This window comes from Xenorhabdus siamensis, assembly GCF_037996745.1.
Taxonomy (GTDB): domain Bacteria; phylum Pseudomonadota; class Gammaproteobacteria; order Enterobacterales; family Enterobacteriaceae; genus Xenorhabdus; species Xenorhabdus indica.
Genome location: NZ_JBBMXE010000008.1, coordinates 28988 through 45441, shown reverse-complemented (window position 1 = coordinate 45441; position 16454 = coordinate 28988). Strand labels below are relative to the sequence as shown.

The 16454-nt window shown below is 42.2% G+C and carries 14 protein-coding genes, 2 pseudogenes and 1 riboswitch; of the genes and pseudogenes, 10 read left to right on the top strand and 6 right to left on the bottom strand.

Annotated features, from left to right (window positions below):
* Window positions 1-277 precede the first annotated feature (277 nt).
* Window positions 278-2311 carry an excinuclease ABC subunit UvrB gene (gene uvrB / locus AAC852_RS08525; protein WP_340620666.1) on the top strand — a complete coding sequence of 678 codons (2034 nt, stop codon included), beginning with the start codon at window positions 278-280 and terminating at the stop codon, window positions 2309-2311.
* 80 nt (window positions 2312-2391) lie between these two features.
* Here the strand turns inward: uvrB and AAC852_RS08520 are convergent, their stop codons facing one another.
* Window positions 2392-3300, bottom strand: coding sequence for a gluconeogenesis factor YvcK family protein (locus AAC852_RS08520; protein WP_340620665.1), 909 nt, complete (start codon window positions 3298-3300; stop codon window positions 2392-2394).
* A 265-nt stretch (window positions 3301-3565) separates the two neighbouring features.
* Window positions 3566-3778: riboswitch (molybdenum cofactor riboswitch) on the top strand.
* On the opposite strand from AAC852_RS08520, the gene moaA reads away from it, so the two are divergent.
* From moaA to AAC852_RS08480, 8 genes and pseudogenes are all read left to right on the top strand, one after another.
* Window positions 3768-4757 carry a GTP 3',8-cyclase MoaA gene (moaA, locus tag AAC852_RS08515; protein WP_340620664.1) on the top strand — a complete coding sequence of 330 codons (990 nt, stop codon included), beginning with the start codon at window positions 3768-3770 and terminating at the stop codon, window positions 4755-4757. (Overlaps the previous riboswitch by 11 nt.)
* A gap of 32 nt (window positions 4758-4789) precedes the next feature.
* Window positions 4790-5269: a cyclic pyranopterin monophosphate synthase MoaC gene (moaC, locus tag AAC852_RS08510; RefSeq protein ID WP_340620663.1), complete on the top strand. Its 480-nt coding sequence runs from the start codon at window positions 4790-4792 to the stop codon at window positions 5267-5269.
* Window positions 5266-5511 (top strand): molybdopterin synthase sulfur carrier subunit, encoded by a 246-nt coding sequence (gene moaD / locus AAC852_RS08505; protein ID WP_340620662.1) that lies wholly within the window; start codon window positions 5266-5268, stop codon window positions 5509-5511. Before moaC ends, moaD begins: the two co-directional genes overlap by 4 nt.
* A gap of 2 nt (window positions 5512-5513) precedes the next feature.
* Window positions 5514-5975 carry a molybdopterin synthase catalytic subunit MoaE gene (gene moaE, locus AAC852_RS08500; RefSeq protein WP_340620661.1) on the top strand — a complete coding sequence of 154 codons (462 nt, stop codon included), beginning with the start codon at window positions 5514-5516 and terminating at the stop codon, window positions 5973-5975.
* 199 nt (window positions 5976-6174) lie between these two features.
* A pseudogene (locus tag AAC852_RS08495) lies at window positions 6175-6747 on the top strand (Bax inhibitor-1/YccA family protein); the annotation flags it as partial.
* Between the two features lie 60 nt (window positions 6748-6807).
* Window positions 6808-7520 (top strand): IS1 family transposase gene (locus tag AAC852_RS08490; RefSeq protein WP_340620660.1). Its coding sequence is split into 2 segments (ribosomal slippage): window positions 6808-7057 and window positions 7057-7520, totalling 714 coding nucleotides; the frame shifts between segments, so codons are not numbered across the junction.
* Window positions 7521-7534: 14 nt separating this feature from the next.
* Window positions 7535-7684, top strand: a pseudogene (locus AAC852_RS08485) (Bax inhibitor-1 family protein); the annotation flags it as partial.
* Between the two features lie 440 nt (window positions 7685-8124).
* Complete coding sequence (locus tag AAC852_RS08480; protein WP_340620764.1) at window positions 8125-8769, top strand: YopJ family acetyltransferase; 645 nt, start codon at window positions 8125-8127, stop codon at window positions 8767-8769.
* Between the two features lie 253 nt (window positions 8770-9022).
* On the opposite strand, the gene AAC852_RS08475 is transcribed toward AAC852_RS08480, so the two are convergent.
* Genes AAC852_RS08475 through AAC852_RS08455 form a run of 5 tightly spaced genes read right to left on the bottom strand, consistent with a single transcriptional unit; the run spans window position 9023 to window position 14778 of the window.
* Entirely contained in the window at window positions 9023-10129 is a 1107-nt protein-coding gene (locus AAC852_RS08475; RefSeq protein WP_340620659.1) for an ABC transporter permease, read from the bottom strand.
* An 11-nt stretch (window positions 10130-10140) separates the two neighbouring features.
* Window positions 10141-11319: an ABC transporter permease gene (locus AAC852_RS08470; RefSeq protein WP_340620658.1), complete on the bottom strand. Its 1179-nt coding sequence runs from the start codon at window positions 11317-11319 to the stop codon at window positions 10141-10143.
* A complete protein-coding gene (locus tag AAC852_RS08465; protein ID WP_340620657.1) occupies window positions 11316-13052 on the bottom strand; it encodes an ATP-binding cassette domain-containing protein in 1737 nt (578 codons plus the stop codon). The genes AAC852_RS08470 and AAC852_RS08465 overlap by 4 nt, the downstream gene beginning before the upstream one ends.
* Window positions 13053-13061: 9 nt before the next feature.
* Window positions 13062-14051, bottom strand: a complete 990-nt coding sequence (hlyD, locus tag AAC852_RS08460) for a secretion protein HlyD (protein ID WP_340620656.1) — start codon at window positions 14049-14051, stop codon at window positions 13062-13064.
* Between the two features lie 34 nt (window positions 14052-14085).
* The gene (locus AAC852_RS08455; RefSeq protein ID WP_340620655.1) at window positions 14086-14778 is read right to left on the bottom strand and encodes a CerR family C-terminal domain-containing protein; all 693 of its coding nucleotides are present in this window, start codon (window positions 14776-14778) and stop codon (window positions 14086-14088) included.
* A 330-nt stretch (window positions 14779-15108) separates the two neighbouring features.
* On the opposite strand from AAC852_RS08455, the gene rhlE reads away from it, so the two are divergent.
* Window positions 15109-16452, top strand: a complete 1344-nt coding sequence (rhlE, locus tag AAC852_RS08450; protein WP_340620654.1) for an ATP-dependent RNA helicase RhlE — start codon at window positions 15109-15111, stop codon at window positions 16450-16452.
* Window positions 16453-16454: the final 2 nt, after the last annotated feature.

Here is a 16454-nt window from a genome sequence, read left to right as displayed (position 1 = left end):
AGTAAAATAGCTATCTGGGGATAAAAATAGTCTCAATTAATGTTAACTAAGTGTTAATATCACCTTACGGTTGTTTCTACTCTTGGTTAACGTCTGTCGGGTACAACTTTTGAATTGGGGACAATATTATTTTGCTGATCTACTTGAAGCTGGTTTTTTATCCAGTATTATAAGGGCGTTTTGGTCAGCATATATACGTGATGGATTTCAATGTGCAGTCAGCAAAGTTGTAACTTGAAAGATGAGTGTATAGGTATGCAATGATATCGGGTGGAAGATGAGTAAAGAGACGAGCAAAGTATTCAAGTTATGTTCTGATTTCGAGCCTGGCGGAGATCAGCCAGAAGCTATCCGAAAATTACAGGATGGGCTGGAAGATGGTCTTGCCCATCAGACGTTATTGGGGGTTACGGGATCAGGCAAAACATTCACGATAGCCAATGTTATTGCAAATATGAATCGACCAACGATGATTTTGGCTCCGAATAAAACGTTGGCGGCTCAGCTCTATAGCGAAATGAAGGAGTTCTTCCCTGAGAATGCAGTAGAGTATTTCGTTTCTTACTACGACTATTATCAACCAGAAGCCTATGTGCCCAGCTCCGATACTTTTATCGAAAAAGATGCATCTGTGAACGAGCATATTGAACAGATGCGTTTGTCTGCAACAAAAGCCTTGTTGGAGCGAAAGGATGTTGTTGTAGTTGCTTCTGTTTCTGCAATTTATGGTTTGGGTGATCCCGATAGTTACCTGAAAATGATGCTGCACCTGACTAACGGGATGTTAATAGATCAGCGCGCTATCCTGCGTCGTCTGGCAGAGCTGCAATATACGCGTAATGATCAGGCATTCCAGCGAGGAACTTTCCGTGTACGTGGTGAAGTGATTGATATTTTTCCTTCTGAATCAGATGAACATGCGTTGCGTGTTGAATTGTTTGACGATGAAGTAGAACGGCTTTCTTTGTTTGATCCGTTGACAGGGCAGGTGCAATATAATGTTCCCCGTTATACTGTTTATCCCAAAACTCACTATGTCACACCACGTGAGCGTCTCCTTCAGGCAATAGAATATATTAAAGTTGAACTGGATGAGAGGCGTAAAGTTCTTCTGGCTTCAGATAAGCTGCTGGAGGAACAGCGTATAACTCAGAGAACCCAATTTGATCTGGAAATGATGAATGAACTGGGTTATTGCTCCGGTATTGAAAACTACTCCCGCTATCTGTCCGGCCGTGCTCCGGGGGAACCGCCTCCGACTTTATTCGACTACCTGTCAGCGGATGGTTTGTTGATCGTGGATGAATCCCACGTCACTATCCCACAATTGGGTGGCATGTATCGGGGAGATCGTTCTCGTAAGGAAACACTGGTGGAATATGGTTTCCGGTTACCATCAGCGCTGGATAACCGCCCGATGCGCTTTGAAGAATTCGAAGCTTTGGCACCACAAACCATTTATGTATCGGCAACACCCGGCCACTATGAACTGGAGAAATCCGGTAATGAAGTGGTTGAACAGGTAGTGCGTCCAACGGGTCTTATCGACCCAGAGGTTGAAGTTCGTCCAGTTGCGACTCAAGTGGATGACTTATTGTCTGAAATCCGTGCCCGTGCAGCAAAAAATGAACGTGTGCTGGTAACCACTCTGACCAAGCGTATGGCAGAGGATTTGACAGAATATCTGGAGGAGCATGGCGAGCGGGTGCGTTATCTTCATTCTGATATTGACACTGTAGAGCGGGTGGAAATCATCCGTGATTTGCGCCTGGGAGAATTTGATGTACTGGTTGGGATCAACTTGTTACGTGAAGGCTTGGACATGCCGGAAGTCTCTTTAGTTGCAATTTTAGATGCCGATAAAGAAGGTTTCCTTCGGTCAGAACGTTCTTTGATCCAGACAATTGGGCGTGCAGCGCGTAATCTGCACGGCAAAGCGATTCTGTACGGTGATAAAATCACCGATTCCATGGCGAAAGCAATTAGTGAAACAGAACGTCGTCGTGCTAAACAACAGGCGTTTAACGAAGAGCACGGTATTACACCAAAAGGGTTGAATAAAAAAATCGGCGATATTCTGCAAATTGGTCAATCTGTTAATGGTAAAGGGAAAACTAAGACTAAAAGCAGAGGTAAAGCAGATTTGGGGATGGATGATTACCAGAAACTCTCAACGAAAGAATTGGAGAGTAAAATCCGCGAATTGGAAGAAAAGATGTACCAATATGCTCGGGATCTTGAATTTGAACAAGCGGCTAACATGCGCGATCAGGTTCAGACATTAAGAGCACAGTTTATTGTCAATTCTTAAATTGAAATGGAGAGTGAAATAATCACTCTCCATCGGCAACTTAGCTATGTAATCTGTAATATAAGCCACTAACGAATGAATTATCCCAGTTTTTGCAGCGTATCTTCTATCGCTTGCCGTAATAATTCGCGATCATGACGATAAGGAATATCCTGAGCTTCTAAAATTTGTTGTGTGATAATCCTGTCATTCAAATTGCTGGTATCTGTGCATGGGCCAACAATGATTGCATTAATCATCTTGCGACCAATCGTATTCTCTATCATATCGAGTTTATCTTTCAATGAGAGATCAGCGGCAGCATGACTGAGCTCTTTTCCTAAGTTACCGATATAAATCATATTGGCATTACTGCGACGCAAGGATTGAGTTAAATCTTTCAACAATAATACTGGCATCAGACTGGTGAAAAAACTACCAGGGCCGATTAGAATTAAATCAGCCTGTTCAATTGCTTCCAGTGCTTCTTTAGTGGCGTTAACATGGGGGTAAAGCATTAACTCTCGCGGGACACAATTCAGTTGGTCAATATTCACTTCACCATATACCGTATTTCCCTGATCATCTACGGCCATTAAATCAACAGATTGTTCAGACATAGGGATCAGGTGAGCATTCACTTTCAGTAGATTGCGGATCAGATTAATCGCCTCAAGAGGCCGAACACTTAAATGGTCCAACGCTTTTAACATCAAATTACCCAGATTATGTCCCGCCAGCTCGCCATTACCACCAAATCGGTACTCAAACATGGCTGAAGCAACAGTAGGTTCCGTAATCAACTGATTAAGGCAATTGCGGGTATCTCCCCAAGCGATACCACCTTCGGAACGTCTTATTCTTCCGGTAGAGCCTCCATTATCTGTTGTAGTGACAATACCAGTCAGCCGGGTACTGAGAGATGAGAGGGAAGACATGACGCGCCCAAGTCCGTGGCCACCTCCGAGGGCAACAACACGATCCAAATCGGCTAATGTTCGGTTTCGCATAGGGTTCCTGTTACTGAATAAATTTTATGTAATCTATCATAAAGTATGATGTTTTGAGCAATTGCCATGATTTTATGCGGTTTTTATCAACTATTTTTCTACATAAATAAAATGAATAGACGACAACAGATTGATGTTGATGATATTTCTTAACTCGTTGTATATAAAGATATGTATCGGTATCGAAGTTAGCTTTTTATTGATTTAAGCGTTAGAATCCACACTAAGACTTGGTTATTCACGTAATAGTTTACATGATGACCAAGTTTGAAATTAACCCCTAGCCTCTGCATCTAAGTCTTTGCTGTGTAACTTTTTATTAATTAGTTCTACCATAATAATGAGTTCTACCATAAATAGTTCTATCAAATGGATACCACATCGATATGATGCTTTGGCCGTGGCTCTTGAGTCACCAGGGTGCAAGGCAGAAATGCCTGCATCCCCCATGATTGGAAGGTGTTATAGTGGAACAACTCATAGATATGTTCTCCCGCAAGTTTTACTACTTGAGGTTATCGATTACTGATGTATGTAACTTTCGTTGCACCTATTGTCTGCCCAACGGTTACCAACCTAACAGCTCTCCGGAACACAAATCATTTCTGACCCTGCCGGAGATCCGTCGTATCAGTCGTGCATTTGCCGAGCTTGGCACAGAGAAGATCCGACTGACCGGAGGAGAACCCACTATGCGCCGTGATTTTTGCGATATTATTGCGACGGTGCATGAAAATCCACAGATTAAAAAAATTGCTGTCACGACTAATGGTTACCGTATGGAGCGTGAGGTTGCTCGCTGGAAAGAAGCTGGCCTTACAGCAATCAATGTGAGTGTGGATAGTCTCGATCCCCGTCAATTTTACGCTATTACCGGACAAGATAAGTTTTTTCAGATTATGCGTGGCATTGATGCGGCCTTTGAAGCGGGTTTTAGCACAGTAAAAGTTAATTCGGTGTTGATGAAGAATATTAATGATATCAGTCTGCCAGCTTTTCTTGATTGGATAAAGCCCCGTTCAATTCAACTGCGCTTTATTGAGTTGATGGAAACGGGAGAAGGGAGTGCAATTTTCCAGCGTCATCATCTTTCCGGTGATGTAATCCGACGTCGCTTACTTCAACAAGGTTGGCAGCAGCAGCGGCGAGCACGTAGTGACGGGCCGGCTCAGGTGTTCAGGCATGCAGACTATCAGGGAGAAATCGGTTTGATCATGCCGTATGAAAAAAATTTCTGCCAAAGTTGTAATCGTCTGCGTGTTTCCGCTATTGGCAATCTTCACCTGTGCCTGTTTGGTGAACAGGGGATCCCGTTACGTGATTTATTATCCGATGATACATCACTTAATGATTTGAAATTACGTATTCAGGGCGGGTTGCGTCATAAACGTGAAACGCATTTTCTGCATCAGGGGAATAGTGGCATTACCCCTAATCTTTCTTTTATTGGCGGTTAATTTAACGGCTTAATTTATTTTCAGGAGCAATAATGTCCCAATTAACTCATATCAATACTGCGGGTGAAGCTCATATGGTGGATATTTCTGCCAAAGCAGAAACTGTGCGTGAGGCCAGAGCGGAAGCTTTTGTTGAAATGCAGGCCGAAACGCTGGCTATGATTATGGCCGGTGATCATCACAAAGGGGATGTTTTTGCAACGGCCCGCATTGCAGGCATTCAGGCAGCGAAGCGGACTTGGGAATTAATTCCCCTGTGTCATCCTTTGTTACTCAGCAAAGTTGAGGTTCAATTAGAGGCACAAACAGAACATAACCGTGTCAGAATTGAATCCTGTTGTCGTCTGGCAGGCAAAACCGGGGTAGAAATGGAGGCCCTGACAGCCGTTTCCGTAGCAGCACTGACAATTTACGACATGTGCAAGGCAGTACAAAAAGATATGGTTATCGGGTCTGTACGTTTGCTGGAAAAAAGTGGTGGAAAATCAGGAAATTTTAAGGTGGAAAAATGATAAAAGTTCTGTTTTTCGCTCAAATCCGTGAGTTGGTGGAAACCGATTATCTTGAAGTGCCCAGTGAATATCCAACGGTGGCCCATCTTCGTCAGGCACTACTTGAAAAAGGCGAGCGCTGGAAATTGGCATTGGAAGAAGGCAAATTGCTGGTAGCTGTGAATCAATCTTTTGTTCATGCTGAACATCCTCTGCGTGATGGTGATGAAGTGGCATTTTTTCCGCCTGTTACAGGAGGATAAGCGTGAAAAATACACGGATTTGTGTCCAGAAAGAGGTATTTAATGTTGGAGCAGAATACCAATGGCTGGCACAGTGTGATGAAGATGGTGCGGTTGTGACCTTTACAGGCAAGGTACGAAACCACAATCTTGGTGATAATGTCCGGGCGTTAACATTGGAACATTATCCGGGCATGACGGAAAACATGTTGCAGAAGATTGCTGAAGAAGCTCACCAGCGTTGGCCATTACAACGAATCAACATTATTCATCGTATTGGAAAGTTATATCCGGGGGATGAAATTGTATTTGTCGGCGTAACAAGTACCCATCGCAATACGGCTTTTGCTGCGACTGAATTTCTGATGGATTATTTGAAGACTCAGGCTCCTTTCTGGAAAAAAGAATTCCTTAATGATGGAGAGCGTTGGGTGGAAGCAAAGGAAAGCGATCGGGAAGCCGCCAGTCGTTGGTTAATACAATGATATAAAATCAGAAAAAATATATTAGTGGAGTATTTTGCGAACTATCTCTAAAACTGGGTAAAGAAATAATATGTCACTAAAATTGTCATTAATTGGCAGATGGTTTTGTTCATGTTTTATGCTAATGTATAGCATTTGAAATAGATTGTTTATTTTTAACAATCTTAACCCTTAAACATTGTCATAAAAGGTACTCGTCATGGACCGATATCAACGTTCTAGTGGTTCGATTGTCCAGCAAGCTGGTTCAGGTATACAAACTTATATGGCGCAAGTCTATGGCTGGATGACTTGTGGTCTGTTGTTAACCGCATTTGTTGCATGGTATGTGGCAAATACGCCGGAAATTTTATATGCCATCTTCAGTAACTCTATCGTATTTTATGGCTTGATCATTGCACAACTTGCATTGGTGTTTGTGCTGTCTGGTCTGGTGCATAAAATGAGTGGTGCTCTGGCAACAGGGCTGTTTATGCTCTATTCCATGCTAACCGGGCTGACGTTATCCAGTATTTTTGTCGTTTACACCAGTAGCTCCATTGCCAGCACTTTTGTTATTTCGGCGGCGATGTTTGGTGCGCTGAGTGTCTATGGTTATACCACGAAGCGTAGCTTGAGCGGTTTAGGCAGTTTCCTGTTTATGGGGCTAATCGGTATTGTACTGGCTTCTCTGGTCAATATCTGGCTAAAAAGCCCGGCTCTGATGTGGGCAATTACTTATATTGGGGTTCTGATCTTTGCTGGTTTGACTGCTTACGATACCCAGAAACTGGTCATGCTCCCAATAATTAGATGTTGTGGTAAGATCCCCATTTTTTATGGTGGGTGAGATATGACTAAAGTTGATGTGATTTGTCGTTATTGTCACAAAACAGAAGATGTGAGAGGACATGGAAAAGGTAGTCGTGGGCATCAGCGTTATCACTGTTATGCCTGCCGTAAAACCTTTCAATTAAATTACACCTATCAGGCTTGCAAACCCGGAGTAAAAGCGCAGATCGTTAATATGGCGGTAAATAACAGCGGTATCAGAGACACCGCTCGGACTCTGAAGGTCGGTATCAACACGGTGCTCCGCACATTAAAAAACTCGAACCCAGACAGGTAACCACACTCCCATTGATGGGAAACCACATCGAAATTATCTGGGAAATCGATGAACAATGGTCGTTTGTTGGTAATAAGAAAAATCAGCGTTGGCTCTGGTATGCCTGGGAACCAAACCGAAAAACGGTAGTTGCGCATGTATTTGGTGATCGCAGCAGGAAAACGCTGGAAAATCTGTTAGCGCTACTGGCACCTTTTGAAATCCAATATTACTGTACCGATGATTATGCCGTCTATGACTGTCTTCCTGAGGGGAGGCACCTCAGAGGGAAGAAATTTACCCAGCGTATCGAGAGAACCAATCTGACTCTGCGTATCCGCCTCAAGAGGCTCAATCGGAAAACAATAGGCTATTCCAAATCCGAAGAGATGCACGATAACGATAAAGTGATAGGGACGTTTATTGAACGTGAATACTATCTTGCAGGGGTGATCTAACTATTGGGAGCATGACCCAGAAACTGAAAGAAATGGGTGCTGAGCTGGATGTCAATGATAAAGAGAACCTGCGTAGATACTCCATTACTGGTGCATTAACGCTGTATCTGGACTTTATCAACCTGTTCCTGATGCTGCTGCGTATTCTGGGTGATCGCCGTTAATTGCCCACTGCTTGCGATTTTTGATGAAAAAGACCTTGTTTGATACAGGGTCATATTGTGAATAAGCCCCTAAACCTCATTATTTAAAATAATGAGGTTTATTTTATAGAAGAATTGACATACAAATAGTTATCCTATATATCTCAAAATATGGTCAACAAAGCTGTAACTTGAGAAGGGATAAGTATAAATATACCTATAAGATATCAGACATAAAATTTTGATATCTAAAAATGAATTTCATTAGCTATTTGTCTAATTTCTATATCTATAGGATGTGTAATATTTAAATCAAACCATTTAGTATTTCCTACGGATACCGTTGTATACTCGCCTAATGACCAGAGAAAATGGGAATAGTAACGAGAATACCCAGTATCCAGATGATAAAGTTGATGAACAGAATCGAGCATACCACCAAAGTTTTCTAATTTTATGATATTCCGTTTTCCATCATTTATAAAAATAGAGGCATATCTATTTTAGGTATCGAATCTGGAAATTCAAGATTATCTGATTTCCCTTTGGAAATGGCGAAACGTTGTGAAAAGCTTAATTTTAATAATGTAAATAATAAGGTTTCATTACATATATTATCCACTAGACAGCAGAACAGTGGCACAGAATGTATGATATATATTTTAGCTCTAGCAAAAATGCTTTTTAAAGAACGAGAAAAACTATTGTCATTACATGAAAAGAACTTAAATGATGATTTTGAAGTTGAGGAAACACTTAAATCTGTTGTTAAACAATCGAATACAGATAAATACTTACTTCCTTCATTAATGAAGCATTGTCAGTCAACAAGAAGAGTAAAGGAATATCTTTCAACAGAGCTGGATAGAGGGATATTTGGTAACCTTAATAAGAATATCTATGGAGTGAATAAGTTGAATGAGACCTTACTTCGAAGGCATAAACGTACACTCACGAGCGAAAGTATACCTGTTAAACTTAATAATCTTGGTAAAAACGAATCCATTGAATCTAATGTTATTAGGAGAGTGATTACTTATAATAATTCAATTTTTCTAAAGAGGAAAAGAGATATTGAAAAGTTATTAGGTGTTTATAAAAAATAATAATTGGTGTCACTCTATAGAATGTGCGTTAATTCATTTAAATGAAAAAATAGTTAATTCACTTATATGGTCATTTGTTATTACAACAGTATAAAAGTAATTTATGACATAAATATTATTTATGTCATAAATAGTCTTGTAATACATTGGCCAGAAAGTTTAATGAGTTAAATAGAGGAAAATATTTTATATAATAAAATTCTATTTATAAATTATTCTGTTTGGATTTATTTAAGTATCGTAATCTAAAACATCACGCAATTTTACTCCGAAATAACCGATAAGCGATTCCATTTGTAGTGACAATAATCAGCAATAATGGCCATAAACTATGCCAAATAACCGAAAAGTCAGCACCTTTTAAATAAATCTGCTTGGTTATATCAGTAAAATGCCGGATTGGGTTTATCCACGTTATGTTTTGCAACCAGACTGGCATATTCTCGACGGGAGAAATATAACCAGAGAGCAAAATAGCTGGCATTATAAACACAAACACACCAATAAAAGCCTGTTGTTGAGTTGAACAGATCGCGGAGATAAGGAGGCCAAACCCAACCAGCGACAATCCATAAACCAGAATACAACCATAAAATAATAACAATGAACCGGAGAATGGGATCTGGTAACACAATGTTCCAATCAATAAAACGATACTTGCCTGGATCGTTGCTACGACTAACGCAGGAATGGCTTTGCCAATAAAAATCTGCCAGGTCGTCAGCGGGGAAACCAGTAATTGATCTAATGTTCCCTGTTCTCTTTCACGGGCAACGGAAAGAGCAGTAACGATAAGAACACCAATGGTCGTTATCATAGCCACCAGAGATGGAACGACAAACCATTTATAATCCAGATTGGCGTTATACCAGTTACGAATGATCAACTCACTGTTATTGGGACTCGGTGCACTACCCAGTAGTTCTTTCTGGTAATCCATTACAATTTGTTGAAGATAATTAGCGGCAATTTGTGCGCTGTTTGAATTACGTCCATCCAGCAGGACTTGAATTGAAGTAGAGGTATGGCTGGCGAGATGAGCACTGAAATTTTGTGGGAAACGGACCAATAACAGGGCATCACGATTATCTAATGTTGGGCGGATTTCTTGTGAACTGTTCAACATAATAACATCAGGAAAGGCTTTTGATTTAGCCAGCCGTTGGGTTAATTCAATGGAAGCCCGCCCTTTGTCTTCATCATAAATTGCAATGGTAGCGTTTTTTACTTCCAGCGTAGCAGCCCACGGAAACAGGCTCATCTGGAAGATCACGGGTAAGATCAGCGTGGCTCGTGTTTTAGGATCTCTCAGGAGAGACTGCAATTCTTTCATGACGAGTGTATATAGACGATGAAACATATTCTTTCCTTTTAATCCAGATGCCGGCGGGTTTTCCATGCAGTCAGGCTAATAAACACGATGGCACTGGCAATCAGGAACAACAAGTTTGTGATTAAAACAGTACCGACATTACCTACTAAAAATAGCGTCTGTAAGCTGCTGACAAAATAACGGGCAGGAACGATATAAGTGAATACCTGAATCAAAGCTGGCATACTGTTAATTTCAAACACAAAGCCGGATAGCATAATCGCTGGCAAAAAGGCGGTATTCAGGGAAATCATTGCGGCATTAAACTGATTGCGTGTTACCGTTGAAATGAATAATCCCATTCCCAACGCTGTCGCAAGATACAGGCTGGAAATCAAAGCGAGTATCCAGAGGGAACCATGATAAGGAATGCCCATAATAAACACAGCGAATACCATGCAAAGCACCATAACGAAAGAACCCAGAACCTGATAAGGCAATAACTTAGAAAGCAACAGTTCGGTTCGGGTAACCTGGGTGGATAAAAGGGCCTCCATGGTGCCTCGTTCCCATTCACGTGCGACAACTAGAGAAGTAAGGATTGCGCCAACGACTGTCATGATAATTGAAATGGCACCGGGGATTAGGAAATGTTGGCTGATAGCGGCAGGATTAAACCAATAACGAATTTGCATATCAATCAATGGGGTCGTTGAAACGCCACGATCTTGACTTTGTTGTTGTAACCAGATTTGCCAGATACCTTTAGCGTAGCTTTGTACAAAATTGGCGATATTGGGTTCACTACCATCGGTGATTACCTGAATCGGAGCATGATCGCCGACACGGGCAAGCCGGGCATCAAAATTAACCGGAATAACAATAATGCCGCGGATTTCACTCGCCTGTATTTTATTGATTAAAAGTTGGCGATCATTGCTGATTGTGGCATCAATATAAGGCGACCCTATAAAAGCGTGCACCAACTTGCGGGCATCTTCGCTTTGCTGCTCCATCAAAATGCCGAGGCGAAGTTTGCTGGAATCAAGGTTGATTCCATAACCAAAAATAAACAGTAATATGAGTGGAATAACCACAGCAATTAAGGCACTACTGGGATCGCGGATAATCTGTTTGCTCTCTTTAATACAAAGTGCTTTTAATCGCCGCCATGAAAAACTGACTGCTTTTTGAGTAGAGGGAATAGAAGCAGGATGATTCTGTTCAATGTCACTCATTGCGGCTCCTTATCATAATTCACCACGAGATCGATAAAAACATCTTCCATTGAAGGATTGGCGCGGTCAGTGGCCGATACTTGCTGTTTCAGCTCATCAGGTGTACCTGCTGCAATTAACTTTCCCCGAAAAACCAGCCCGATACGGTCACAATACTCTGCTTCATCCATGAAATGTGTCGTTACCATCACAGTCACACCTTTATCCACCATGCCGTTGATATGCAGCCAGAATTCACGACGAGTCAGTGGATCAACTCCCGAAGTGGGTTCATCTAAAAACAGAATATCCGGTTCATGCATCAGGGCGCAGGCGAGGGCAAGGCGCTGTTTAAAGCCGAGTGGCAGGCTGTCAGTAGTCTGGTGCAGAATTGGCCTCAAACTAAAAGCACTGATCATATCTGTCATTTTTTTCTGTTGATGGCGGCCACTCAAACCATAAACACCGGAAAAGAATTTCAGATTTTGCTCTACAGTTAAGTTACCATAGAGTGAAAATTTTTGTGCCATATAACCGAGACGCTGGCGAGCTTTACCTGAACTGGTTTTTAAATCCATGTTCAACACCAGCGCATTGCCGTGAGTAGGGAGCATTAATCCGCACATCATTTTGAATGTCGTCGATTTTCCGGCTCCGTTTGGTCCCAGTAAGCCGAAAATCTCCCCGCGTTTCACCTGAAAGTTTACATGATCTGTCGCAGCAAACTCCCCAAATTTTTTCGTCAGGTTACGGGCTTCTATCACGATTTCTGTCGGATTTGGTGGGATTTGAGGCATGATTTCTGCCAGCTCTGAGCGGTGGGAAGGGCCACCACCTAAAAGATCGATAAAGGCATCTTCAAAACGTGGCTCGGCATCCAGAATTTCTACATCGGGTAAACCTATTTGCTGAAGTAACTCATCCTTATCTGCATTAGCTTTTAAAATTAAGCGGAGATATCTGCCTTGGATCACACCATCAGTCACTTGTGGCAAGGTGAGTGCATGTTGCAGCGTTTTTCGGCGGGAGTCTGGTTTGATATCAAGCAGAAAAGAGCGTCCGACAATACCTTGGGTTAATTTTTGTGGTTGGCCGCGATAGAGTAATTCCCCCTGATTCAGCAACAAAACATCAGGGCATAACTCAGCCTCATCCAAATAAGAGGTGCTCCATAAAATCAACATCCCATCGGAAGCGAGTTCATGCACCATCTGCCATAATTCCCGCCGGGCAATGGGATCTACGCCGACACCGGGTTCATCAAGCAATAACACTTTTGGGCTGCCGACCAATGTACAAGCAAGCCCTAGTTTTTGCTTCATTCCGCCAGAGAGTTTACCTGCCAGCCTGTCAGTAAAACGTGTTAAATCAGTGAAGGTCAGTAATTTTTGGAAAGTGATTTTTCGTTCTTCTCCGAGTACACCGCGTAGGTCAGCATACAAATTGAGATTTTCTAATACGGTTAAATCTTCATACAGGCCGAACTTTTGTGGCATATAGCCAAGTTCAGAACGAACTTCAACACTGTCTTTAATGGGATCAAGCCCCATGATTTCAATATTGCCACTATCAGGTTTTAATAACCCTGCCAACATTCTTATCAGTGTGGTTTTTCCTGCTCCATCCGGGCCAACAAGGCCCGTTACAGAACCCCCGAAGATTTCTGCACTTAGATGGGATACAGCGGGTTTTTCTAACCCTGGAAAAGTTTTCTCCACACCGTTCAGTTTTATCGTATATTCTGAACTGGTCATATTTCAGCCTTACTTGTGTGGTTCAGTAAAACGTAATGTGACAGGCATTCCTTGTTTCAACCCCTCATCGGGATCGCTGACAATAATGCGCAATCGGTAGACCAGATCGGTTCTTAAATCCGGGGTTTCAACATTTTTGGGGGTAAATTCAGCGGTCGGAGAAACAAAGCCAATTTTACCGTGATAGGGTTGGTTTTTCCGCCCATCGGTATAAATCAGGATATCGCGTCCTGCCACCGCCTGATTGAGGTTAGGTTCATTGATATATGCTCTGATCCAGACCGGATTCGTCAGTGATAGTGTAAATACTGTATTTCCGGCGGCCAGAATTGTCCCTGGTTCAATGGCTCTGGTAAGAATAATCCCGCCCGATGGTGATATAAGGCGGGTATCTTGTAAATTGAGTTCAGCTTGTGCGACAGTTGCTTCAGCCTGCGCGAGTTGTGCTTTAGCAGCGGCGATTTCTTCTTTGCGATATCCCGTTTCAAACTGACGTAATTTATCTTTTGCGGCTTGATAAGTGGCCAATGCCTGACGTTGCCCTGTTCTGGCGTTTTCCAGATCATTGGCTGAGATCATTTTACGTTGCCATAATTCCTGTTGACGTTTCAGAAAACTATCAGCAAATCGGAAGGCTGACTCTTTCTGAGCAACTTCGGCGCGTACCTGAGCGATTTCTTCAGAGCGATAACCAGCTTCTATTTTGCTAAGATTTGCCCTGGCTGCATCGCGATTTGCTTTGGCTTGATTCAATGCATTATTAAAAGGGGAGTTATCAAGTTGGCCAAGGAGTTGTCCTGCAGTGATGGTATCTCCTTCATCCACCAGCAGATTTTCTAATTTACCACTGACCCGAAAGCCAAGGTTGACAGTTCTGACATCAACATTGCCATACAGGGTTAACTCTTTGTCATTCTTCTCCTGATAATAATAAAGACTAATAACACCGATAATCATGATGATCGCCAATAGGACAAGAGCAAACTTTTTGGTGTTCATACTACTATCCCTTATGCGTTATTAAATTTTCAACTTACGTTGTTTGCTGGTTGTTTTTTCGCAACCCATTAAGCAAGACATTAATGTGTTGAGTCAAAACCTGGTTAATTAATTCGTACTCTTTGGTGCCAATATTATCCCAACCAGTTTGGCGTAATAGTGCTTCTCGTGCCAGCCGGAAAGAGAGGATCTCGCCTAATAAGGCATGAGTATGGATTTGTGTTGAAATTTTTCCTTCATCAGCACCGATATAATGGGCGATCAACTTATTCAGGCGAGAGTAAATTGGGGCAAGCCCTTGTTCATGGATGACGTTATAAGCTTCTGTCGGTGTTAATTGCTCATGTGACATAATGCGACTGAGATTCAGACTGCTTTTATCGAAAATAAGACGGTTATAGCTAATCAAGCCTTGATGAATAAATGCCAGTATCTGGTCTTGTGAGTAAGGTTGAAGAGTGGTGATAAAAAATTGGTCAATAGTTTTAATCAATAGAGAAAATTCAGCTTTTAGTCTATCGGCGATATGGTGTGCGACGGCGAGATACAACCCTTCTTTGGAACCAAAATAATAAGCGATAGCAGCGATATTCTGTTTTGCGTGTTGAGCAATATTACGCGTGGTTGCACCTTCCAGACCTGATTTACCAAAAATTTCTAATGCAGATTCAAGAAGTTGTTGTTTAGCTTGTTCACCTCGTGAAGTCTGAGCCGTTTTCGCTGCCATGTTAAGAAATATCCTGTGATAAAAATTGCTGAAATGGTTATAAACATATCAATCGTATGATTAACTTTAAAGCTATGTCCACTGGATTTCAAGATGCAGTCAACAAAGCTAAATTTGCACGACAAAGGACAAAGAGTATAAAACACGCTGATGTAAATTTACTTGCGTGCTCATGCTGATTGAAAAGACATATCTGTTATAATGCCACGCTTATGGTGCATTGCAGTTTGTGTAATTTCTTTTGCGGTTTAAGCGCGTCTGTTTTTTCTTCCCATAAAACTGCCCCTGAATTGATATCAGGAATGGTGAAGTCTGGAGCATTTCTTATTTATGAATTTTGAGTCACTCGGCTTGTCGGCTGATATTTTGCGTGCCATTAAAGAACAAGGCTATGCAGAACCTACCCCTATTCAGCAACAGGCAATTCCTGTTGTGTTATCTGGTAAAGATCTTCTGGCTAGTGCCCAGACAGGAACAGGGAAAACGGCAGGCTTTACTTTACCTGTCTTGCAGTTATTGAGCGAATCTCCCATTCAATCCAAGGGGCGTCGTCCGGTCAGGGCATTAATCCTGACACCAACCCGTGAATTGGCCGCACAAGTAGGTGAAAATGTGCGTAATTATAGCAAACATCTCCGATTGCGTTCATTTGTAGTATTTGGTGGTGTTAGCATTAATCCACAAATGATGAAATTACGTGGTGGAGTCGATATTTTGGTCGCCACACCGGGTCGTTTGCTGGATCTGGAACATCAAAATGCTGTGGACTTATCCCGTGTGGAAATTCTGATTTTGGATGAAGCCGACCGCATGTTGGATATGGGATTTATTCATGATATCCGTCGGGTACTGAACAAACTACCCGCTAAACGTCAGAACTTACTGTTTTCAGCCACATTCTCTGATGAAATCAAAAATCTTGCGAATAAATTGTTGCGTGATCCGGTTAGTGTGGAAGTCGCTCGTCGTAACTCAGCTTCTGAACAGATCGATCAGTCTGTCCATTTTGTGGACAAGAAACGCAAGGGAGAATTGCTTTCTTATATGATTGGTAGCCAAAACTGGCAGCAGGTATTGGTATTTACTCGCACTAAACATGGAGCGAACCGTCTGGCAGAACAACTTAATAAGGATGGTGTTACTGCGGCGGCTATTCATGGTAACAAGAGTCAAGGAGCCAGAACTCGTGCATTGGCCGATTTTAAAGCAGGCCGGATTCGTGCATTGGTCGCAACGGATATTGCTGCTCGTGGATTGGATATCGACCAATTGCCTCATGTCGTTAACTATGAATTACCTAATGTTGCAGAGGATTATGTACATCGTATTGGCCGCACAGGCCGCGCAGAAGCAACAGGGCAAGCAATATCACTGGTGTGTGTTGATGAGCATAAGTTATTAAAAGATATTGAACGCTTATTGAAACGGGAAATTCCACGTATTGCGATTCCTGGTTATGAACCAGATCCTTCCATTAAAGCGGAGCCTATCCAGAATGGACGCAACGGGCGCAGTAATCAATCCCGTGGTCAGGATCAGCGAAGCAGTAACAAACAGGATGGTCAACAACATCATAGTCGTAACCCACGTGATAGTCGCAACCCACGTGGCAAAGGTGCATCATCACAGCAGCGCCGTCATCGTAGGTCAGTCAAAGCAGCAGCAGGAGAGTAATT